Origin of the sequence: Alistipes sp., assembly GCF_048465635.1 — a bacterium.
Classification (GTDB): Bacteria; Bacteroidota; Bacteroidia; order Bacteroidales; family Rikenellaceae; genus Alistipes.
The window spans coordinates 429707-450668 of the sequence record NZ_DBFWLF010000005.1 but is presented as its reverse complement, the minus strand read 5'-3'; the positions used below and the strand labels follow the sequence as shown (position 1 = coordinate 450668).

At 60.9% G+C, this 20962-nt stretch carries 24 protein-coding genes; 17 read left to right on the top strand and 7 right to left on the bottom strand.

Features of this window, described 5'->3' with window-relative positions:
* The first annotated feature begins 6 nt into the window (after positions 1 to 6).
* The 16 genes from rpsH to ACMO9O_RS02895 all read left to right on the top strand — a co-directional run bounded on the left by rpsH (position 7) and on the right by ACMO9O_RS02895 (position 9616).
* Positions 7 to 405 carry a 30S ribosomal protein S8 gene (rpsH, locus tag ACMO9O_RS02970; protein WP_418982137.1) on the top strand — a complete coding sequence of 133 codons (399 nt, stop codon included), beginning with the start codon at positions 7 to 9 and terminating at the stop codon, positions 403 to 405.
* A gap of 25 nt (positions 406 to 430) precedes the next feature.
* The gene (gene rplF / locus ACMO9O_RS02965) at positions 431 to 1018 is read left to right on the top strand and encodes a 50S ribosomal protein L6 (protein ID WP_418982126.1); all 588 of its coding nucleotides are present in this window, start codon (positions 431 to 433) and stop codon (positions 1016 to 1018) included.
* 16 nt (positions 1019 to 1034) lie between these two features.
* Entirely contained in the window at positions 1035 to 1397 is a 363-nt protein-coding gene (rplR, locus tag ACMO9O_RS02960) for a 50S ribosomal protein L18 (RefSeq protein ID WP_418982125.1), read from the top strand.
* Positions 1398 to 1402: 5 nt separating this feature from the next.
* Positions 1403 to 1921 (top strand): 30S ribosomal protein S5, encoded by a 519-nt coding sequence (gene rpsE / locus ACMO9O_RS02955; RefSeq protein WP_418982124.1) that lies wholly within the window; start codon positions 1403 to 1405, stop codon positions 1919 to 1921.
* Positions 1922 to 1932: 11 nt separating this feature from the next.
* A complete protein-coding gene (gene rpmD / locus ACMO9O_RS02950; RefSeq protein WP_418982123.1) occupies positions 1933 to 2181 on the top strand; it encodes a 50S ribosomal protein L30 in 249 nt (82 codons plus the stop codon).
* 28 nt (positions 2182 to 2209) lie between these two features.
* Complete coding sequence (gene rplO / locus ACMO9O_RS02945) at positions 2210 to 2656, top strand: 50S ribosomal protein L15 (RefSeq protein ID WP_418982122.1); 447 nt, start codon at positions 2210 to 2212, stop codon at positions 2654 to 2656.
* 22 nt (positions 2657 to 2678) lie between these two features.
* A complete protein-coding gene (secY, locus tag ACMO9O_RS02940) occupies positions 2679 to 4055 on the top strand; it encodes a preprotein translocase subunit SecY (RefSeq protein WP_418982121.1) in 1377 nt (458 codons plus the stop codon).
* A 31-nt stretch (positions 4056 to 4086) separates the two neighbouring features.
* Positions 4087 to 4863 (top strand): type I methionyl aminopeptidase, encoded by a 777-nt coding sequence (gene map / locus ACMO9O_RS02935; protein ID WP_418982120.1) that lies wholly within the window; start codon positions 4087 to 4089, stop codon positions 4861 to 4863.
* A 6-nt stretch (positions 4864 to 4869) separates the two neighbouring features.
* Positions 4870 to 5088 (top strand): translation initiation factor IF-1, encoded by a 219-nt coding sequence (infA, locus tag ACMO9O_RS02930; protein ID WP_015547066.1) that lies wholly within the window; start codon positions 4870 to 4872, stop codon positions 5086 to 5088.
* A 19-nt stretch (positions 5089 to 5107) separates the two neighbouring features.
* On the top strand, positions 5108 to 5224 hold the full coding sequence (gene rpmJ / locus ACMO9O_RS02925) for a 50S ribosomal protein L36 (protein ID WP_418982119.1): 117 nt from the start codon (positions 5108 to 5110) through the stop codon (positions 5222 to 5224).
* 37 nt (positions 5225 to 5261) lie between these two features.
* On the top strand, positions 5262 to 5642 hold the full coding sequence (gene rpsM / locus ACMO9O_RS02920; RefSeq protein ID WP_418982118.1) for a 30S ribosomal protein S13: 381 nt from the start codon (positions 5262 to 5264) through the stop codon (positions 5640 to 5642).
* 13 nt (positions 5643 to 5655) lie between these two features.
* Entirely contained in the window at positions 5656 to 6045 is a 390-nt protein-coding gene (gene rpsK / locus ACMO9O_RS02915; RefSeq protein WP_022332130.1) for a 30S ribosomal protein S11, read from the top strand.
* 47 nt (positions 6046 to 6092) lie between these two features.
* Positions 6093 to 6701 carry a 30S ribosomal protein S4 gene (gene rpsD / locus ACMO9O_RS02910; RefSeq protein ID WP_418982117.1) on the top strand — a complete coding sequence of 203 codons (609 nt, stop codon included), beginning with the start codon at positions 6093 to 6095 and terminating at the stop codon, positions 6699 to 6701.
* A 22-nt stretch (positions 6702 to 6723) separates the two neighbouring features.
* Positions 6724 to 7716: a DNA-directed RNA polymerase subunit alpha gene (locus ACMO9O_RS02905; protein WP_418982116.1), complete on the top strand. Its 993-nt coding sequence runs from the start codon at positions 6724 to 6726 to the stop codon at positions 7714 to 7716.
* A gap of 2 nt (positions 7717 to 7718) precedes the next feature.
* Positions 7719 to 8318 carry a 50S ribosomal protein L17 gene (rplQ, locus tag ACMO9O_RS02900; RefSeq protein WP_418982115.1) on the top strand — a complete coding sequence of 200 codons (600 nt, stop codon included), beginning with the start codon at positions 7719 to 7721 and terminating at the stop codon, positions 8316 to 8318.
* Between the two features lie 638 nt (positions 8319 to 8956).
* Positions 8957 to 9616 (top strand): hypothetical protein, encoded by a 660-nt coding sequence (locus tag ACMO9O_RS02895; protein WP_418982114.1) that lies wholly within the window; start codon positions 8957 to 8959, stop codon positions 9614 to 9616.
* Between the two features lie 57 nt (positions 9617 to 9673).
* Here the strand turns inward: ACMO9O_RS02895 and tpiA are convergent, their stop codons facing one another.
* The 3 genes from tpiA to lysS are packed head-to-tail and all read right to left on the bottom strand — an operon-like array spanning position 9674 to position 13160.
* On the bottom strand, positions 9674 to 10432 hold the full coding sequence (gene tpiA, locus ACMO9O_RS02890; protein ID WP_418982113.1) for a triose-phosphate isomerase: 759 nt from the start codon (positions 10430 to 10432) through the stop codon (positions 9674 to 9676).
* On the bottom strand, positions 10429 to 11427 hold the full coding sequence (locus ACMO9O_RS02885) for a metallophosphoesterase (protein WP_418982112.1): 999 nt from the start codon (positions 11425 to 11427) through the stop codon (positions 10429 to 10431). The genes tpiA and ACMO9O_RS02885 overlap by 4 nt, the downstream gene beginning before the upstream one ends.
* 11 nt (positions 11428 to 11438) lie before the next feature.
* On the bottom strand, positions 11439 to 13160 hold the full coding sequence (gene lysS / locus ACMO9O_RS02880; RefSeq protein ID WP_418982111.1) for a lysine--tRNA ligase: 1722 nt from the start codon (positions 13158 to 13160) through the stop codon (positions 11439 to 11441).
* 198 nt (positions 13161 to 13358) lie between these two features.
* Between lysS and ACMO9O_RS02875 the strand changes: the two genes are divergently transcribed.
* A complete protein-coding gene (locus ACMO9O_RS02875) occupies positions 13359 to 15422 on the top strand; it encodes a DNA/RNA non-specific endonuclease (RefSeq protein ID WP_418982110.1) in 2064 nt (687 codons plus the stop codon).
* 115 nt (positions 15423 to 15537) lie between these two features.
* Here the strand turns inward: ACMO9O_RS02875 and ACMO9O_RS02870 are convergent, their stop codons facing one another.
* The 4 genes from ACMO9O_RS02870 to ACMO9O_RS02855 form a co-directional block, all read right to left on the bottom strand.
* Complete coding sequence (locus tag ACMO9O_RS02870; RefSeq protein WP_418982109.1) at positions 15538 to 16221, bottom strand: phosphatase PAP2 family protein; 684 nt, start codon at positions 16219 to 16221, stop codon at positions 15538 to 15540.
* 614 nt (positions 16222 to 16835) lie between these two features.
* Positions 16836 to 18338, bottom strand: coding sequence for an MBOAT family O-acyltransferase (locus ACMO9O_RS02865; protein ID WP_418982108.1), 1503 nt, complete (start codon positions 18336 to 18338; stop codon positions 16836 to 16838).
* The gene (locus ACMO9O_RS02860) at positions 18335 to 19921 is read right to left on the bottom strand and encodes a hypothetical protein (protein WP_418982107.1); all 1587 of its coding nucleotides are present in this window, start codon (positions 19919 to 19921) and stop codon (positions 18335 to 18337) included. The genes ACMO9O_RS02865 and ACMO9O_RS02860 overlap by 4 nt, the downstream gene beginning before the upstream one ends.
* Positions 19921 to 20682: a zinc metallopeptidase gene (locus ACMO9O_RS02855; RefSeq protein WP_418982106.1), complete on the bottom strand. Its 762-nt coding sequence runs from the start codon at positions 20680 to 20682 to the stop codon at positions 19921 to 19923. Before ACMO9O_RS02855 ends, ACMO9O_RS02860 begins: the two co-directional genes overlap by 1 nt.
* Positions 20683 to 20962 lie beyond the last annotated feature (280 nt).

Here is a 20962-nt window from a genome sequence, read left to right as displayed (position 1 = left end):
TTCGTTATGACTGATCCTATTGCGGACTTTCTGACCAGAATTAGAAACGCAGTGAAAGCCAACCACAAGGTGGTTGAAGCTCCTGGCTCCAAAATTAAGCAGGAAATCACGAAGATTCTCTACGAGCAGGGCTACATCCTGGCCTACAAGTTCGACACCGACGAGAAGGGACACCCCTCGATCAAGATCGCGCTCAAGTGGGATGCCGCTACCAAGACCAACGCCATCAAGGACCTCAAGCGCATCAGCCGCCCGGGTCTGCGCCGTTACGCTTCGGTGTCGGACATGCCCCGCGTGCTGAACGGTCTGGGCATCGCCATCCTCTCCACGTCGAAAGGCATCATGACCGACGCTGCGGCCCGCAAGGAGAACGTGGGCGGCGAGGTGCTGTGCTACATCTACTAATCGCAAATCATTAAACACGAATACAATGTCAAGAATTGGTAAATTACCTGTAAACTTGCCCGCCGGCGTGACCGTTACGGTATCGCCCGACAACGTGGTAAGCGTGAAAGGGCCACTCGGGACGCTGAGTCAGCGGGTTGACTCGGACATCAAGGTAGAGGTCGGCACGCACAAGGACGTACACACCGGCGAGGAGACGCCCGCCGTGCTGGTGTCGCGTCCCACCAACCAGCCCCGCCACCGTTCGCTGCACGGTCTGTACCGCGCGCTGATCAACAACATGGTCATCGGCGTGTCGAAGGGCTTCGAGATCAAGCAAGAGCTGGTCGGCGTCGGCTTCAAGGCCGAGGTCAAGGGACAGATCCTCGAGATGAGCCTGGGTTACTCGCACGATACGCACGTGATGCTTCCCCCCGAAGTGACCGCTACGGCCGTGACCGAGAAGAAGGGCAACCCCATCGTGACGCTCAAGTCGATCGACAAGCAGCTCGTGGGTCAGGTCGCCGCCAAGCTGCGCTCGCTGCGCAAGCCGGAGCCGTACAAGGGCAAGGGTATCAAGTTCGTCGGCGAACAGCTGCGCCGCAAGGCCGGCAAATCGGCAGGTGCTAAATAGTAAATAGTCTGAAGTTATGTCACTGAACAAGATAGAAAGAAGAGAGCGCATCAAGATGCGCATCCGCAAGATCGTCAGCGGAACGCCCGAACAGCCCCGCATGACGGTATTCCGCAGCAACAAGCAGATCTACGTGCAGTTCATCGACGACCTGAAAGGCGTGACCCTGGCTACCGCTTCGTCGCTCGACAAGGAGGTCGCCGAAGCCGCCGCCGGCAAGAACAAGTGCGAGGTCGCAGCCCTGGTGGGCAAGCTGGCCGCCGAGCGCGCCACGGCCAAAGGCATTTCGACGGTAGCGTTCGACCGCAACGGCTACCTCTATCACGGACGAGTTAAACAGCTGGCCGAAGCAGCACGCGAAGGCGGACTTAAATTCTAAGCGTTATGGCAAATACCAACATAAAGAAAGTACGCACCAGCGATCTGGAACTGAAGGACCGGCTGGTAAGCATTCAGCGCGTGACGAAGGTAACCAAGGGCGGTCGCACCTTCAGCTTCTCGGCCATCGTGGTGGTCGGCAACGAGGACGGCGTGGTGGGCTACGGCCTGGGCAAGGCTTCCGAGGTGCAGGCCGCCATCGCCAAGGGCGTGGAGGATGCCAAGAAGAACCTGGTGAAGATCCCGGTCATCAACGGCACGATCCCCCACAAGCAGGAGCTTCGCTACGGCGGTTCGCTCGTCATGATCCGTCCGGCAGCCCCCGGTACGGGTATCATCGCCGGCGGCGCCATGCGTGCCGTGCTGGAGTCGGTGGGCATCAAGAACGTGCTTGCCAAGAGCAAGGGTTCGTCGAACCCTCACAACCTGGTGAAGGCGACCATCGGCGCTCTTTGCGAGCTGCGCGACGCATACAGCATCGCCCGCCTGCGCGGCATCTCGATGGACAAGGTGTTTAACGGTTAATATAGGACGAAATGGCAAGATTGAAAATCACCCAGATCAGAAGCCGCATCGGCTCGACGGAACGTCAGTGCCGTAACCTCGACGCGCTGGGTCTCAAGCGCATCAGCGCGAGTGTCGAGCACGACGATTCGGTCATCATCCGAGGCATGATCGAGCGCGTCAAGCACCTGGTCAAGGTCGAGGAAGTGGCCGGGACGAAGGCTCCCGAAAAGGCTGCGAAGAAGGCCCAGGCCGCCCCTTCGGCCGAAGCCGCCGAATAAGTTTAACTGCTAACGGAACATTTGAAGAATGGAACTCAATAATCTCAAACCCGCAAAGGGTTCAACGCACCACGACAAGCGTATCGGCCGCGGTGCTGGTTCGGGTCACGGTGGCACGGCCACACGTGGTCACAAGGGTGCTCAGTCGCGTTCGGGCTACTCGCGCAAGCTGGGCTTCGAGGGCGGTCAGATGCCGCTTCAGCGCCGTCTTCCCAAGTTCGGTTTCACGAACCTGAAGCGCGTGGAATTCAAGGCGATCAACCTCTCGACGCTCGAGGAGCTGGCCGCGAAGAACTCGCTTTCGGAGGTTACGGTGGAGACGCTCGTGAGCGCGGGTTTCATCTCGTCGAACGACAAGGTGAAGATCCTGGGCAACGGCACGCTTACCAAAGCGCTGGCCGTGAAGGCTCATGCGTTCTCGAAGAGCGCCGAGGCGGCCATTGCGGCGGCCGGCGGCAGCGTCGAAAAACTGTAAGCAACCTTAGAACCCAAAAATTATGAATCAGTATCTCGTTGTTGGTGTCGTCTTTTTGGTGGTAATCGCTCTTTTGGCGACCAACAAGAAATTGGTAGAAACGCTCAAGAATATCTACAAGATCGAGGAGCTGCGCAAGCGTGTGATCTACACGATCGGGCTGCTGCTGGTCTACCGCTTGGGCAGTTTCGTCGTGATTCCGGGCATCAACCCCAACGCCCTGGGCGAGGGGTCGGCATATGCCAGCCAGCTGGAGGGCAACGGGCTTCTGGGCCTTTTGAACGTCTTCTCCGGCGGCGCGTTCGGCAATGCCGCCATCTTCGCGCTCGGAGTCATGCCGTATATCACCGCCTCGATCATCATCCAGCTCATGGGCATGATGATTCCGTATTTCCAGAAGATGCAGAAGGAGGGTGAGAGCGGCCGCCGCAAGATGAATCAGTGGACACGCTTCCTTACCATCGGCGTGCTGATCCTGCAGGGTCCGGCGTACATCGCCAACCTCTACCATCAGGTCCCCACGGCATTCGTCTACGGCAATTCGTTCGGCGTCGTTTGCCTGATGACGACGATCCTCATCGCCGGAACCATGTTCATCATGTGGCTGGGCGAGAAGATCACCGACAAGGGTATCGGCAACGGCATCTCGCTGATCATCATGATCGGTATCGTGGCCCGTCTTCCCCATGCGCTGCTGGCCGAGGTCAACGCGCGTTTCCAGACGGCTACCGGTAGCGCCATCATGCTGATCCTCGAGCTGGTGCTGCTCTTCCTGGTCTTCATGGCAACGATCGCACTGGTACAGGCCGTCCGCAAGGTCCCTGTCCAGTATGCAAAGCGTATCGTGGGTAACAAACAGTACGGGGGCGTGCGTCAGTACATCCCGCTGAAGATGAATGCGGCCAACGTGATGCCGATCATCTTCGCGCAGGCGCTGATGTTCATCCCGGCCCTGTTCTCCGGAACGGCCTTCGCCGCTGCCTTCAGCTCGATGACCGGCTTCTGGTACAACTTTACGCTTGCCGTGCTGGTAATCGCCTTCACCTACTTCTACACGGCGATTATCATCAATCCTCAAATGATGGCCGATGACATGAAGCGAAACGGCGGCTTTATCCCGGGAGTGAAACCGGGTAAGCAGACCGTGAACTACATCGACACCATCATGACGCGTATCACGCTTCCCGGCTCGTTCTTCCTCGCAATCGTGGCGATTCTGCCCGCGCTGGCGATGAAGTTCCTGGGCATTCAGCAGGCGTTCGCCTACTTCTACGGAGGTACGTCGCTGCTGATCATGGTCGGCGTGGTGCTCGACACTCTCAAACAGATAGAGAGCTACCTCTTGATGCGCCACTACGACGGTCTGATGAAGACCGGCCGTATCCAGGGTCGTCATTAGGCGTTTTCCGAAGAGTTCTTCAGGCGAAAAAATGATATTCATCAAGACAGACGAGGAGATCGAACTGCTCCGCGAGAACAACATCCTGGTGTCGCAGACGCTGGCCGAAGTGGGTCGCCACATCCGGCCGGGCGTCACGACCGCGGAGTTGGACCGCATTGCCGAGGATTTCATCCGCGCGCACGGAGCGGTTCCCGCTTTCCTCGGATATCAGGGCTTTCCCGCTTCGTTGTGTATTTCGGTAAACGAACAGGTAGTTCACGGTATCCCGTCCCAGAACTGCGTCCTCAAAGAGGGCGACATCGTTTCGGTCGATTGCGGTACGTTTATGAAGGGGTTTGTTGGTGATTCGGCGTATACGTTCGCCGTAGGTGAGGTTGCCGCGGAAGTAAGGCAGCTGATGACGGTCACCAAAGAGGCTCTTTATAAAGGTACGGCACAAGCGCGGGCCGGCAATCGCGTAGGCGACGTGTCGGCGGCCGTGCAGGAGTATGCCGAAAGTTTCGGTTACGGCGTGGTCCGCGAGTTGGAAGGACACGGCTTGGGTCGCAAGATGCACGAGGACCCGGGTGTTCCCAACTACGGCGCACGCGGCAGAGGACCCCTGCTCAAGGAGGGCATGGTCATCTGCATCGAACCCATGATCAATATGGGGACCAAGGCGGTGGTATTCGAGAGGGATGGTTGGACAGTCCGCACACGCGACCGCAAGCCCGCGGCGCATTACGAGTTCGCCGTGGCGGTCCGCAAGGACGGTCCCGACGTGCTGACGGACTTCAGTATCATTGAACAAGCGATTAACAAGTAAGACTCTATGGCAAAACAGACTGCTATCGAACGGGACGGAACGATCATCGAAGCCCTGTCCAACGCGATGTTTCGCGTCGAGCTGGACAACGGCCACATCCTGACCGCCCACATCTCCGGAAAGATGCGCATGCACTACATCAAAATCCTTCCCGGGGATAAAGTAAAAGTGGAGATGACGCCCTACGATCTGACGAAGGGGCGGATATCTTTCCGGTACAAATAACATTAGATTGCTTGAAATCATGAAAGTAAAAGCATCCATCAAGAAGAGAAGCGAGGATTGCAAGATCGTGAAGCGTAAGGGGAAACTCTACGTCATCTGCAAGAAGAATCCCAAGTACAAGATGCGCCAGGGGTGATGTTTCAACGGTTTATTAAAGTAGAAAAAGAAATTTTATGGCACGTATAGTCGGTGTAGATTTACCAAAAAATAAGCGGGGCGAGATCGGCCTGACCTATATCTACGGTATCGGTCGCTCGACGGCCCGCAAGATTCTCGAGACCGCTGGCATCAGCTACGATCTCAAAGTACAGGAGTGGTCGGACGACCAGATCGGCGCGATCCGTTCGACGATCGCCGATATGGGCATCAAGGTCGAGGGCGAGTGCCGCTCGATGGTCCAGCTGAACATCAAGCGCCTGATGGATATCGGCTGCTACCGCGGCATCCGTCACCGCCTGGGTCTTCCCGTCCGCGGTCAGTCGACCAAGAACAACGCCCGCACGCGCAAGGGCAAGAAGAAGACCGTAGCGAACAAGAAAAAGGCAACGAAGTAATCTTTAGAGAATTATGGCAAAGAAAACTGGAACAGTTAAGAAAAAGGTTGTTAAGGTCGGCGCGCTGGGCAATGCTTACGTGCACTCCACGTTTAACAACGTAATCATCACCATCACCAACGAGGTGGGTGACGTCATCAGCTGGTCGTCGGCCGGCAAGATGGGTTTCCGTGGTTCGAAGAAGAATACTCCCTATGCCGCCCAGACCGCTTCGGCCGACTGCGCCAAAGTCGCTTACGACATGGGTCTGCGCAAGGTTAAGGTCTACGTCAAGGGTCCCGGTGCAGGCCGCGAATCGGCCGTGCGCACGATCCACGGTGCGGGCATCGAGGTGATGGAGATCATCGACGTTACCCCGCTGCCGCACAACGGTTGCCGCGCTCCTAACCGCCGCCGCGTATAATTTCGGCCGCAGTTCAGGAATCAATCAACATTTAATACGTTAAGACAATGGGAAAATACATAGGACCAAAATCGAAGATCGCCCGAAAGTTCGGCGAAGCTATTTACGGTGCGGACAAAGTGCTCGAGAAGCGCAACTATCCTCCCGGACAGCACGGTCTGATGCGCAAGCGCAAGAAGGTGTCGGAGTACGGCACGCAGCTGAGCGAGAAGCAGAAGGCCAAGTACACCTACGGTCTGCTGGAGAAGCAGTTCGCACGCACCTACGAGCAGGCTGCCCGCATGGGCGGCATCACGGGCGAAAACCTGCTGAAGCTGCTGGAGTGCCGGCTGGACAACGTCGTTTACCGCCTGGGCGTAGCCCCGACGCGCGCCGCTGCCCGCCAGCTGGTGTCGCACTGCCATATCTGCGTCAACGGCAGCGTGGTGAACATCCCCTCCTACTCGCTTCGCGCGGGCGACGTGGTGTCGGTACGCGAGAAGTCCAAGTCGCTCGAGGTGATCTCGGCATCGCTTGCCGGCGGCGCCAGGAGCCGCTACGCATGGCTCGAGTGGGACAACGCTTCGATGAGCGGCAAGTTCCTCCAGAAGCCCGAACGCGAGGAGATTCCGGAGAACATCAAGGAGCAGCTGATCGTCGAGTTGTACTCGAAGTAGTCATTAAACAAATTCACCCATTATGGCAATATTAGCATTCCAGAAACCTGAGAAGGTTATAATGCTCGAATCCACCTCCTCGTTCGGAAAGTTCGAGTTCCGACCGCTGGAGCCTGGGTTCGGCATGACTGTCGGTAACGCTTTGCGTCGTATTCTGCTCTCTTCGCTGGAGGGTTATGCGATCACGACTGTCAAGGTAGCCGGTGTCGATCACGAGTTTGCCGCTATCCCCGGCGTGATGGAGGACATGCTGAACATCATCCTCAATCTGAAGCAGGTTCGTTTTATCCGCACAGTCGATAATCAGGATGCCGAAAAGGTGTCCATTAACGTTGCGGGTGTGACGGAGCTGACTGCCGGGTATATTTCGAATTACCTGTCGTTCTTCAAGGTGCTCAACCCCGACCTGGTGATCTGCCACCTGGCCCCCGGTACGAAGATGCAGCTTACGCTGACCATCGGCAAGGGCCGCGGCTACGTGCCGGCCGAGGAGAACACCCCCGCCGAGTGCGAGTTCGGTACGCTGCCGATCGACTCGATCTTCACGCCGATCAAGAACGTGAAGTACTCGATCGAGAACTACCGCGTGGAGCAGAAGACCGACTACGAAAAGCTGAATTTGGAAATCACCACCGACGGCTCGATCCACCCGAAAGAGGCGTTGAAAGAGGCCGCCAAGATTCTCATCCAGCACTTCATGCTCTTCTCCGACGAGAAGATCACCGTCAATATGGAGGACACCAACGGAACCGAAGAGTTCGACGAGGATGTGCTCCACATGCGTCAGCTCCTGAAGACCAAGCTCTCGGACCAGGATCTCTCGGTCCGCGCGCTGAACTGTCTGAAGGCCGCCGACGTGGATACGGTGGGCGATCTGGTGAAGCTGAACCGCAACGACCTGCTGAAGTTCCGCAACTTCGGCAAGAAGTCGCTTACGGAGCTGGACGAGCTGCTGACCTCGCTGAATCTGAAGTTCGGCATGGACGTATCGATTTACAAACTTGACAAAGATTAATTATGAGACACAATAAGAATTTCAACCACCTCGGCCGCCAGGCAGGACACCGTAAGGCGCTCATGTCGAACATGGCTTCGTCGCTGATCCTTCACAAGCGCATCGAGACCACGCTGGCCAAAGCCAAGGCCGTGCGGATGTTCATCGAGCCGCTGGTCACGAAGTCGAAGGAGGATACGACCCACTCGCGCCGCGTCGTATTCTCGTACCTCAAGCAGAAGGAGGCCGTGACGGAGCTGTTCCGCACGATCGCCCCCAAGATCGCCGAGCGTCCGGGCGGCTACACCCGCATCCTGAAGACCGGCTTCCGGCTGGGCGACGCTGCTGACATGTGCATCATCGAGTTCGTGGACTTCAACGACGCCTACACGCTGGGCATCGCCCCGACCGCTTCGGAGGCCAAGCCCAAGACGCGCCGCTCGCGCAAGAGCGCTGCCAAGACCACCGACGCCGTCGAGGAGGCTACCGTCGTCGAGGGCGAGGCCAAGAAAGCCGCTCCCAAGAAGGCTGGCGCACCCAAGCCCGCCGCACCGAAGGCTGCCGCCGCCAAGGGTGCTGCGCCGAAGGTTGCCAAGAAGACCAACGTGGGCAAAAAAATGTAGCATTTTCGATGATTGCGGCGTACCTGCCGCACATCGCTCAAATCCCCGAACGGGACGTACTTCGAGTACTACCCGTCCGGGGATTTTTTCACGATGCACGACATCCGCACCACACGGATCGAAAATCGGTGCGGTCTAAAATCGAACTCTTTCCGGTGATTCCGTAGGTAGAATCGAAGAGCCTTAGGTATGAATTTTCATTTGCCCGGGGTTTGCGGCTTTAGCCGCGCGGGCCGTAGCCTCCCGGTTGCGGAGGCCCGCAGACCGCGTCCCTCCGCAGGCTGCGTCCGCCAAGTAGTGCCTTAATTATAAAGCGAAGCGGTCCGCTTTACACGTCATGGAAGCAAGCTGATGAAAAATCGTTGCTCCCATTTTTTATAGCGATACATCCCGATCGGGAATCAGCTTGCCGGATTGATGCACGCAAAATCTTTTCGGTGATGCGGCATATCGCTCGCAACTCAGTATGAGGATGCACACCGGCCCTCTCCCCTCCGCATGGTTTACTGCGCGCAACCCGTACCGGTCGCATGCAGTCGGATAAGCGTCGCAAACCGGCCGGCGCAATATTTCTGCCCGACGTTCGGGCGTGTTTCGTGGAAAATAGGTAAATTTGATTCGCAAATACCGATCCGAACATGAACCTGATCTCCTTTCTGCGCAATCCGGTGTATTTCGGGCGGGACAACCGTCCGTCGCAGCTGCTCATTACGGTCTGCTGGTATTTCGGCTGCACGGTTGCCGTCTCGCTTCTCTTCCTGGGTTTCGGCCGGGTGTTCCCGGAGGGTGTCCCCGAAGTGACGCGCCGGTATCCCGATTTGCCCCTCTGGCTCGTCCTGCTGTTGCCGCCTCTGGTCGAGGAGCTGGCGTTCCGATTCCCGTTGCGTCGCAGCTTGGCGACGTTAGGGGTGGGGTTGTTCTTCCTCGCCTTTCTGCTGGTCTCGAAAGGTTTCGGCGGGGAGATTTATACGGCGAAGCTGCTCCCTGCACGGATCGGAATCGCATTCGGTCTGGCCGGCGTTGTCTGGCTGGTCGCCCGGGTAAGGCTGCTTCGCATGCCGTTCGTGCGGTTTTTCTACCTCTCGGCGCTGCTGTTCAGCAGCATGCATCTGTTCAACTACGTGCCGTTCTCCTTTCCCCGGACGGCCGTGGTCGTGCTCTATCTCACCCTTTATGTTCTGACCAAGAGCCTCTCCGCGTCGATCCTCGGCTATGCGCGCATCAAGCACGGCTTCGGTTTTGTCGTGCTGCTGCATGTGCTGCACAATCTGCCGGTCATCGTGCTTTATAAGTTCTAAAAAGAGATCCCCGAAGCCGACGGCTTCGGGGATCTCTCTTGCGATTCGGGGAGACGCCTATTTGGCGAACCCTTTGCCGATGGCGAGGAAGTCTTCGGCCTTGAGGGCTGCGCCGCCGATCAGGCCGCCGTCCACATCCTCCTTGGCGAAGATTTCTGCGGCGTTCGAGGGTTTGCACGAACCGCCGTAGAGGATCGCCGTCTCGGCCGCTGCCGCGCCGAATTTGGCGGCGAGCACCTTCCGGATGTAGGCGTGAATCTCCTGCGCCTGCTCGGCCGAGGCGGTCTTGCCCGTGCCGATGGCCCAAACGGGTTCGTAGGCGATCACGAGGTTCTTGTACTGCTCCTCCGAGAGGTTGTAGACGACCTCTTCGATCTGGGCCTTCACCACGTCGAAGTGTTTGCCCGCCTCGCGCTCGGCGAGGTTCTCGCCCACGCAGTAGATCGGCGTGAGGTTGTTGGCATAGGCCTGCGCCATCTTTTTGTTGAGCGTCTCGGAGGTTTCGCCGTAGTACTGGCGGCGCTCCGAGTGGCCGAGAATGACATACTTGCAGCCCAACGCCGCGATCATCGATGCGGCCACCTCGCCCGTGTAGGCCCCTTTGGCTTCGGTGGCGCAGTTCTGAGCGCCGAGTGCGATGTCGGAGCCGCGGAGCGCTTCAGCCACCGCGGAGAGGTGCGTGAAGGGGGGACATACGATGAAGTTCACGCACGAGCACACCTCGCCGCGACCTGCAACGATGTTTTTTGCCAGCTCGACGCCTTCGGCGGGAAGCGTGTTCATCTTCCAGTTGCCGGCAACGATTTTCTTTCTCATGGTTCGTCTGTTTTTATGGAGTTAGTATGAATAAACTGTTTGGGGAAGTCGACCTTGTATTTCTGCCGGCCGTTGGCGAAGCGGACCCACGTGGTGAAACCGGGCCGGCCTTCGGTAAGTTCGATCACGCGTGCGCCGCTCACCAGCTCCTGATACTCGGCGTACCCGCCGCTGTACTGGCCGTAGACCAGCGCGATTCCCTCTTTTTGGGCGACGTAGTTGTTGGAGTGGTCGTGACCGGCAAATACGCCCGTCACCTCGCCGCCGTCGGCCAGCGCGCGGAACATGCCCGTATTGTCGCGCGGCGGGCACTCGTTCTCGAGACGCGCTCCGCAGATCAGCCCCGTACGGTACGCCTCCCCGTACTCGGTCAGCGGTACGTGGAAGAAGATCAGCGCATTTGCCCGGCGGCCGTTGTGCGCGGCGGCCTCGGCGCATTGCGCCTTGTACCAGTCGACCTGCTCCGCGGTGAACCCCTTGTAGGAGTGGTCGTCGGCGTTGTAGTCGTTGGAATCCATCACATAGAGACGCGCCTCCTCGCGTTTGCCGTCCTGCGAGCGGACAGGGATCACGAAGTCGCCCTGCCGCTCGTCCGGGGCGTTGTAGCGGCCGTTGACGCAGTCCGGAAGGGTGCGGATCAGGGCGTACAACTCGTCCGGAGTGATGTTCTGCTCGGCGTCGTGGTTGCCCAGCGCGACGGCGTAGGGAACCCCCGATGAGGCGATCGTGCCGCAGATCGAGCACAGCAGCGCCGCGCCCGGCTCCCGGTAGACCAGATCGCCCGTAACGACGATCAGATCGGGCTGCTCGGCGCGAATCATCCGCAGCAGCATGCCCGGCACGTGCTCCGACTGCCACGTATCGCTGCCGTTGAAGTGCAGGTCGGTAAGCTGCATGATCCGGAACTTTCCGTCTTCGTGGAAGCGGAACGGCTGGCCGGCTTGTGTGGCGAGGGTCGTCAGCAGGACGACCAGCAGGGAAAGCAGTTTTTTCATCGTTCGACGGGTTACTCTTCGCACCAGGTTTTGACCTGCTCCATCGAGGGGGCTTTCAGGCCGAGTTTGTTCTTTTTGTTGAAGCCGCACAGGTCGTTGAAGAACTTGCCGGGTGCGAGCTTTTTGAGCGAATCCACCGTCAGATAACCCATCTTCTGGATCACGGGAACCCACTCCTCGGGGACGCCGATGGCGATGTACTTCTCCGCCGGGTCGGCCACCGCCTTCTTCTCGGGGCGCATCTGCGGGAAGAAGAGCACGTCCTGGATCGACGGCTGGTCGGTCATGAACATCGTCAGCCGGTCGATGCCGATACCCATGCCCGAGCACGAGGGCATGCCGTATTCGAGCGCGCGCACGAAGTCCATGTCGATGAACATCGCCTCGTCGTCGCCCTTCTCCGAAAGGCGCAGCTGCTCTTGGAAGCGCTCCAGCTGGTCGATCGGATCGTTCAGCTCCGAGTAGGCGTTGCACAGCTCCTTGCCGTTGACGAACAGTTCGAACCGCTCCGTCAGCTCGGGGTTCGACCGGTGGCGCTTGCACAGGGGCGACATCTCGATCGGGTAGTCGCAGACGAACGTGGGCTGGATCAGCTCCTCCTCGCAGTACTGACCGAAGATGGCGTCGATGAGCTTGCCCTTGCCCATCGTTGCGTCCGTCTCCACGCCGAGCCGCCCGCACGCCTCGCGCAGCTGCTCCTCCGACTGGCCCGTAATGTCGTAGCCGGTCTTTTCGCGGATGGCGTCGGTCATCGTCAGGCGGCGGAACGGAGCCTTGAACGAGATCGTCTTGCCGTCGAGCGTCAGTTCCGTCGTGCCGTTCACCGCCACGGCCACCCGCTCGAGCATCTGCTCGGTGAACTCCATCATCCACAGGTAGTCCTTGTAGGCCACGTAGATCTCCATCACGGTGAACTCGGGGTTGTGCGTGCGGTCCATGCCCTCGTTGCGGAAGTTCTTGCCGAACTCGTACACGCCGTCGAACCCGCCTACGATCAGCTTCTTGAGGTACAGCTCGCTGGCGATGCGCAGGTACTGGTCGATATCCAGCGCGTTGTGGTGGGTGATGAACGGACGCGCCGCAGCGCCGCCCGGGATGGGTTGCAGAATGGGGGTCTCGACCTCGACGTAGCCCCGTTCGTTGAAAAATTCGCGCATCGTGGCGATGATCTTCGCCCGCTTGACGAAGACGTCGCGCACCCCGGGGTTGACCGCCAGATCGACGTAGCGCTGGCGGTAGCGCACCTCGGGATCGGTGAAGGCGTCGAAGGTCTGTCCGTCCTTCTCCTTGACCACCGGCAGCGGCCGCACCGACTTCGAGAGCAGCGTAAAGCGGTGGCAGTGCACCGACAGCTCGCCCGTATTGGTGCGGAAGGCGAAACCCTCCACGCCCACGAAGTCGCCGATGTCGAGCAGCTTCTTGAACACCGTGTTGTAGAGCGTCGGATCGCCCTCGGGGCATACGTCGTCGCGGCGGATGTAGACCTGGATGCGGCCCGTGTGGTCCTGCAGCTCGAAGAACGAGGCGCTGCCCATGATGCGGCGCGTCATGATGCGCCCGGCGATGCGGACGTCCTGAAAATTCCCTTTCTCGGGGTCGTACTCCTCGGCGATCTGCCGCGCGGTGGCCGTCACCTCGTAGCGGGCGGCCGGATAGGGGTCGATGCCCAGTTCGCGCAATGCCTGAAGCGACTGACGGCGCAACTGTTCCTGTTCACTGAGTTCGGGGATCATATCGTCTGTATTTGGTTTATCGTTCCGAAAGCGCAAAGTTAATAATTTCCGCCGAATAATCCGCCCGTGCGGCTCGGGGAATCGCAGTTTTCGGCCCGTGTACCTTTTGCCGGCGGATATGTACGTTTTGAAAGCGATCCATCGAAGCCCCGTTCCTACATTGAATCCGTTTTTCGACGAACCAATCAAAACGTGAACATGAAACGATTCTACCTCTCTTTCCGCGAGGCGCTCCGCCGCCTCGGTTGCCTGCGAGCCTGGCTGCCGTGTGCGGCTCTGCTGGCTCTCTCCTGCTCGCGGAGCGTGGACGACGACGCCTATGCCGCCCTGGCCACTGTCCCATTCGACTTCAGCGAAACGGCGGCAGAAACCAACGTCGTGAGCGTCCTTTCGAACACTTCGTGGCAGGTCTGCTGGACCCCGGCGACGGCTGCCGCGGTGGTCGAGCCGGCTTCGGGCGAGGGCAACGGCGTCTTCCGCATCGTGGACATGCCCCGCGGGGCGACGCTCCGCTTCGACGTCTGCACCGCGGCGGGCCCGACGGGCCGTCCCGTCGCCGTGACGCGCCGCGCCGAAGCGGGCGGGTACACGCTCAGCCTTACGCCCGGCGACGTGCTGCACTTCGATCCGAACGCCCCGGCCGCCAACGTGATCGCCGTCGGGTGCAATACCAAGTGGGTGGCCGCGCCCTCCTCCCCGTCGCTCGTTGTCACGCCCCTCAGCGGCTCCGGGGACGGCACGATCGCCGTGACCGACATCCCGGCCGGGGAGAGCCATACGCTCACCGTCACTGCCGGCGAGGGTGCGGAGGCCGTTGTGCGGCGCATCACGGTCACCCGCGAGGCGGCCGCCCAAACGCGGACGCTCTACTACGACGATTTCGACCGAACGGACATCGCCTCCGGCTGGGCCGACGCCGGCGGCTGGGAACATGCCGCGGGCGACGGAGCAGGGAGCGTCGGCTATGCCGTGCGGCAGGTGCGCGTCTACAACAACGCCTACGGCAGCGCCGGCCGTTATCCGGCGGCTTCGGGCTGCAACTACATGCAGCTCTATTTCGACTACGACGCCTATTTTCTCATCCGCGACATCGCTGTGCAGGGAGAACAGCGTTTCACTCTCTCGCTGGGGGCCGCTTTCGAAGCGGCCAACTGCACGATCGCCGTCGCGGGCGACAAGGGGTTTTACAAGGAGCTGGCCTACACGGGCGCTCCGGCTTACAACACGTGGCAGCGCATCTCGGTCGATTTCAGCATCGCGGCCCCCACGGAGCGGCTGTCGATCCTCATTACCCCCGTGCTGCCCAAACAGAGCTCGGGCGTTAAGTTCGACGACGTGCGGCTTGCGACCTCCGCTTCGGCGGGGCAGCTGCTCGACCTGGAGCGCCCGACCCTCTCCTATGCGTGGCCCGAACTGCCGGAGCGCCCGGCCGACGGCGCCGGTTACGTGATCGCCACCTGCTACGCTCCGACCGTCGCCTCGCGGCAGCAAGTGCGCAACTACACCTGCTGCTACGACATCCGCCGCCACCAGCCGCTCTGGATCGCCCATCCCCAGCACCGCTGTTACAGCGAGGGCGGCGTCGCACGGTCGGACAATCCGTGGGCTCCGTCGCCCGAAATGACCGATGCCGAGCAGGCGATCATCTACCCGCTGGGCGGCGGCACGAACGCCGTGGTCTCGGGCGAGGGGAACGACGGCTACCAGTGGACGCGCGGCCATATGCTCGCCTCGTCCTACCGCGGCGGCGCGGGTTCGGAGCTCAACACGCAGACGTTCCGCTCGGGCAACATCGCCGCGCAGGCGTCGGCAGACGGCTCGGTGTTCCAGATGCTGTGGGCGGCGGCAGAGAGCCGCATTCTCGATCAATATGTCTGTCAGGATACGCTTTACTGCGTCTCGGGAGCCTATTTCGGCGACGAGGGGAAGACGGCGATGGATGCCAGCTGGATCAACGCCTCCAACTGGGTGGGCCACCGCGCGGGCTACGCCAAGACGGTCGTCGTGCCGACCCACTTCTACAAGCTGCTGCTGCGCACGAAGAACGGCCATACGGGCAAGGCGATCCAGCAATGCCGCCCGGAGGAGCTGCAGGCCGTGGGATTCTGGTTCGAGAACGCCGACGCGGGTGCTTCGACTGCGTTCGGCACGGCTCAGATGAAGTCCGTGCAGGAGATCGAACGGCTGACGGGGCAGACCTTTTTCCCGGAGGTGGACGCCGCGGTCAAGGCGCAGTACAACGCCGCCGACTGGGATTTCTGACCCAAGAGTGGAACGGACGAGGGGCCGGGAATCGATTCCCGGCCCCTCTTTCGGTTTCCGCACTCCGCTCAGTCCGCTTATGCCCGTTCAGACTGTCGCGCCCGTTCAGGTTCGCTCACGCTCGCTTAGGCCCTCCGGCCGCGATGCGTCCGCGCAGCCGGCGGTAAATCAGCCACGCTCCGTATCCTAACGCCAGCCCCACGAGTGCGCCCCATAGGAGGTCCGTCGGGAAGTGCTTGGCCAGATAGATGCGCGAATAGCAGATCAGCAGGGTGCACGCCACGATCAGCCACGTGAACCACCGCCGCCGGATGACCGACGCGGAGAGCGTCGCCAGCGCCACGACGGTTGCGGCATGGGCCGAGACGGTTCCGTAACGGCCGCTGACCGCTTCGACGGGTACGTGCACCGCCCAGTCGCGGGCCAGACCGGCCGCCGCCAGCGAATCGGGCGTCAGCCGGCGCAGCACGCGCAGCGAATCGGGCGATATATCCAGCCCCTCGAGCGAGGGGGTGAACATGGGCCGCCAGCGCGGCTCGAAGCCGGGCAGCAGACCGCCCAGCAGGCCGTTGTGCTTGAAGATGCCCGACACCATGTCCGCCAGCCCGAGCGCCGCGACCATCAGCACGAAGAAAATCGCAACGCCCCGCCAGCCGCTTCGCCGCCAGACCAGGTAGAGGATCAGCGCGTAGAGCGGCAGCCACATCGCCGTGCCCGAGATGACGAGCATCGCGCGGTCCACGAAGGACCCGCCGTCGAAGTTGAGCGCCAGAAAGAGGTTGTGGTCGAAATCGTACACGTAATTAAAAATTAAGAATTAAGAATTAAAAATTGGGGAGGGGTTTTCGCCTGCTATCCGCGGTTTGGCGGTAGGCAGGGGCGCTGAATTTGCCGCTTGCGGCATGTAAGCCCCTGCCGGGGAGGGGGTGCGGGGTGGGGTCAGACTTGCCAACGCCGCCACAGGCGCCCAGGTCGGCACTCCGGTTTGCAAAGCGAGTGTTTGATCCACCCTGAAACAAGCTTTTATTACCGATAGTATCTAAGCCCCTCCCGAGGGAGGGGTGCGGGGTGGGGTCAGGCTTGTAAACGCCGCCAAAGGCGGCGAAGCAAGCATTCCGGTTTGCAAAGCGAGCGTTCGATCCATCCGGAAACAGGCTATTGCTTGCGGCATTTAAGTCCCCTCCTCGGAGGGGACTTAGGGGAGGGTCAGACTTGTAAACGACGCCAAAGGCGGCGAGGTCGGCATTCCGGGTTGCAAAGCAAGTGTTTGATCCACCCTGAAACAAGCTTTTATTACCGATAGCATCGAAGCCCCTCCCGAGGGAGGGGTTTGGGGTGGGGTCAGGCTTGTAAACGACGCCAAAGGCGGCGAGGCAAGCATTCCGGTTTGCAAAGCGGTCGTTATCCAACATCTCAAAATTGGAAGTATATAAACGGCTGTATCTCGCTCGACTTGATCTGCATGACGAGCCAGATCATCGCGGCGGCCATCACGATTTGCAGGACCATCGGCGCGTGGACCACCAGCCGCTGCGCCGCTGCGTCGACGCGCCCGGGCATGAGGTGGAGCAGATAACCTGCCGCGATCAGCGCAAAGACCCCCGCGTAGCCCGCTACCACCTGCGGGATGAGCGGCGCATTGAAGTTGTAGAAGATCTGATGGAGCATCAGCGTCACGGTCTGCATCGACTCGGCGCGGAACATCAGCCACCCCAGGCAGACGAGGTTGAAGGTGAAGAAGATGCCCAGCGCACGGCTCCAGACGTGCATTTCGCGTCCGGTCGCCTTGGCCCCGGGTACGACCCGCAGCCAGAGCTTGTGCAGCGCCAGCGCCACGCCGTGCAGCGCTCCCCAGAGGATGAACCGCATCGCCGCGCCGTGCCATAACCCGCCTAAAAGCATCGTCAGCAGCAGGTTGCCGTAGGTTCTGAGCCGCCCCTTGCGGTTGCCGCCCAGCGAAATGTAGAGGTAGTCGCGCAGCCAGGTCGAGAGCGAGATGTGCCACCGCCGCCAGAACTCGGTGATAGTGGCCGACTTGTAGGGCGCGTCGAAGTTCTTCGGAAAACGGAACCCGAGCAGCAGGGCGATGCCGATGGCCATGTCGGAGTAGCCCGAAAAGTCGCAGTAGATTTGCAGCGCATAGCCGTAGATGCCCGCGAGACACTCGAAACCCGAGTAGAGCAGCGGTTCGTCGAAGATGCGGTCGACGAAGTTGAGCGAGATATAGTCCGAAATGATCGCCTTTTTGAAGAGACCCGTGAGGATCAGAAAGACCCCCATGCCGAACATGTCGCGGGTAATGACCACCGGGTTCTGCCGGATTTGGGGGATGAAGTCGCGGGCCCGGACAATGGGACCTGCGACCAGCTGCGGGAAGAACGAGAGGTAGAACAGGTAATCCGTCCAGTTGTCGAGGGGCGTGAGCTGCCGCCGGTAGATGTCGATCGTGTAGCTCATCGACTGGAAGACGAAGAACGAGATGCCGACGGGCAGGAAGATGTTCTGAAACTGGAGGAACCCCTGCCCGAAGAGCTGGTTGGAGATGTCGACCAGGAAATTGGTGTACTTGAAGTAGCCCAGCATGCCCAGATTGACCGCCACACTCAGCGCGACCAGTGTCCGCCTGAGCCACGCGAAGCGGGCCAGGTAGATGCCCCGCGCGATCCAGTAATCGCTGGCGGCGGCGAAGAGCAGCAACAGGAAGTAGATGCCGCTCGACTTGTAATAGAAGTAGAGCGAGAAGAGGATGACGTAGACGATGCGGGCCGTCGGAGCGCGTCGGAATGCGCTGTAAACGAGCAGGAAGCCGGCGAAGAGGAAGAGAAACAGCCCGCTGCTGAAGATCAGCGGCGAAGTGCTGTCGTAGGTGAGCAGCGCCTGCAGCTTCTGCCCGATGCCTTCCGCTGCCGGGATCATAGCCGCGGGAGGTTGGGGGTTTCCGGTCCGGTGTCCGTGAGCAGGTCGCGGCGGATTTTTTCGCTTTGCAGCGAGTCGAGTACGCCCTGCTGCATGCGGAGGCGCAGCGAGTCGAGCCGTTGGCGCTCGCAGACGCTCCGCACGCCCGCGTTGATGGCATCGACGAGCGACCAAGCCACGCGGCGGCCTCCGGCGTAGTTGATGTGGGTGAAATCCTTGCCAGCCCAGCCGTCGGCGACGAAACGCTCCATGCCGCCCAGCGCGCGCATGGCCGTGCACGTGGGCCAGAATGCCGCCCCGGACCGCTCGGCGGCCTCCCGCTGGCAGGCCGTCATCGCAGGGATGGCGTCCATCGGCTCGAAACCCGCGTCGGTCTTCACCGACCGGTCGCTCACGCCCAGCACCAGCACCGCCGCGCCGGGGAAGCATTCGCGCACGAAAGCCACCATCTTCTCGATCTGTTCCGCATAGCCCGCGTAGTTCTTCACGCCCGACTGCATGATGTTCAGACCGTATTGCAGCACCACCAGATCGTACCCTGTCAGTGCATGAATCTGCGCATTGACCGACGGATTGGTCCAGAACATCGCCTGCCCGTTGTTGCTGCGCACCGAATAGTTGTCCACCACCACGCCGTCGCCCTCCAGCACCGCTCCGTAGCCGATGAAGCCCTCGACTCCCGACACCACCTTGAAATCCACCGACCGGATGCGCGGAGCCTCGATGACCGCCTGCCTCACGGACGGATCGCCCGCCACGGCGAATTCGCGCTGCAGCGTGTCGTTGAGGATCACCTCGATGCGGCTGTCGCGCGGGGAGATGAAGAAGATGCGCGCCGCGGTGCAATCGCCCAGCCGCCGGCGGTAGTCGGTGGCCTCCCAGCGCGTCGAAGCGCCCGGTGCGGGCTGGCAGATCCAGCCCGAGACGAAGAAGTGCTCGCGCAGGGCGCCCGGGGCGGCCCTGCGCTGCATGATGTTGTAGGAGGTCCAGCCCCGGGACTGGGTTTTGACCGTGCGGCGGAACGCCGTCAGCGGCGAAGCCATCGGGGCGAAGCCCGCACCGCCGCCTCCGTAGGCGGACTGCAGCTTTTCGCGCAGGTCGGCCGTGAGGATGTCGCCCTCGACGAACGAGTCGCCCAGAAAGGCGATCCGCACGGGGCGCCGGGCGCGCAGCAGCGTATCGCAGAAAGCCGCCATGCGGCCGTCGGGGCTGAAGTCCTCGATCGGCGTCAGGGTGGGGTTCAGCGCGACCGAATCGGGAACGACCCTCCGCGCGGGAACCTCCCCCTCGCGCAGCGACCACGCGAAAGTGGTCTCCACGCTGCGCGGAGCGGTATCGGCCTCGATCTGCTGGGTGACGGCCGCCATATCGACCTGAAAATCGGCCGCGTCGAAGAGTTCCGGTTCGTCGCTCCGCTCCGCCGCATCGTCGAACGCCAACAGATCGGAAAGGATGTTGGCGCGGCGTAGCTTCACCCCGCCGACGCTCTGCGGAGGGATGAAACTGACGGCCACCAGCAGCGCGACGAGCGCCGTGACCGCGATCCAGCTTTGGTGGGTGTAGTCCTGGGGGGTGTTGTCCATCAGTCGCGCCGACCGAGAATCAGGAAGACATAGTAGAGTACCGACGCCACGGCGCTGAGTGCCGCCACCAGGTAGGTGCGGGCCGCCCACGAGAGGGCCTGCCGCGCCTGAACGAGCTGTGCGCCCTGCATCGTGCGGCTGCTTTCGAGCCACTCCATGGCGCGGTTCGAGGCGTTGTACTCCACCGGAAGGGTTACCAGTGAGAAGACCGCCGACAGGGCGATCATCCCCACGCCGATCCAGCACAACAGTTCGTTCTGCGTGGTGGCGAGGATTACCAGCCCGAGGATGATGACCCACGTGGCGGCCGAGGAGGCGAACTGCACGACGGGAACCAGCTGCGAGCGGAGCGCCAGCGGGGCGTAGCCGCGGGCGTGCTGCACGGCGTGGCCGCACTCGTGGGCCGCGACGGCCGCTGCGGCGACGCTGTTCGACGCGTAGACCGCATCGCTGAGGTTGACGGTCATCGTCTGCGGATTGAAGTGGTCGGTCAGGTGGCCGTTCACGTGCGTGACCTTGACATTGTGGATGTTATTGTCGCGCAGCATCTTTTCGGCCACCTCCGCGCCCGTCAGCCCGCCCGGGAAGGGGACTTTGGAGTACTTCTTGAAGACCGATTGCAGCCGCGCCTGCACGACGTAGCCGGCGATGCCGATCACGATGATCAGCAGGAACATGCCCATCGTCGCGGCGTCGTATCGCGCTGCGACGGGTTCTGCGTAGGCGCCTGCCTGAAGCAGGGCGAGAAGGGTGTGTGTCATATCCGTAGTTTTTTATTGTATTCTTCGTTTTCTGCTTTATGTTCGTGGCGGTACGGTAACTACCTGCCCGGGTTATAGTATGGCTGCCTCCCCCGGCTTTTAAGCCCTTTGAAGGAGGGGTCGCGGTGACGGCTTGGCAATCTGCAAGCGATTGCGCTCACTTGTTGCCGCAGTTTGCGGTAGTCGTTTTCGCCGTTTCCCTGCCCTTCGTCCGGGCTTTTAAGCCCATTGAGGGAGTGGTTGCGGTGGCGGCTCGCAAGAAGCAAGCGATTGCGCTCGC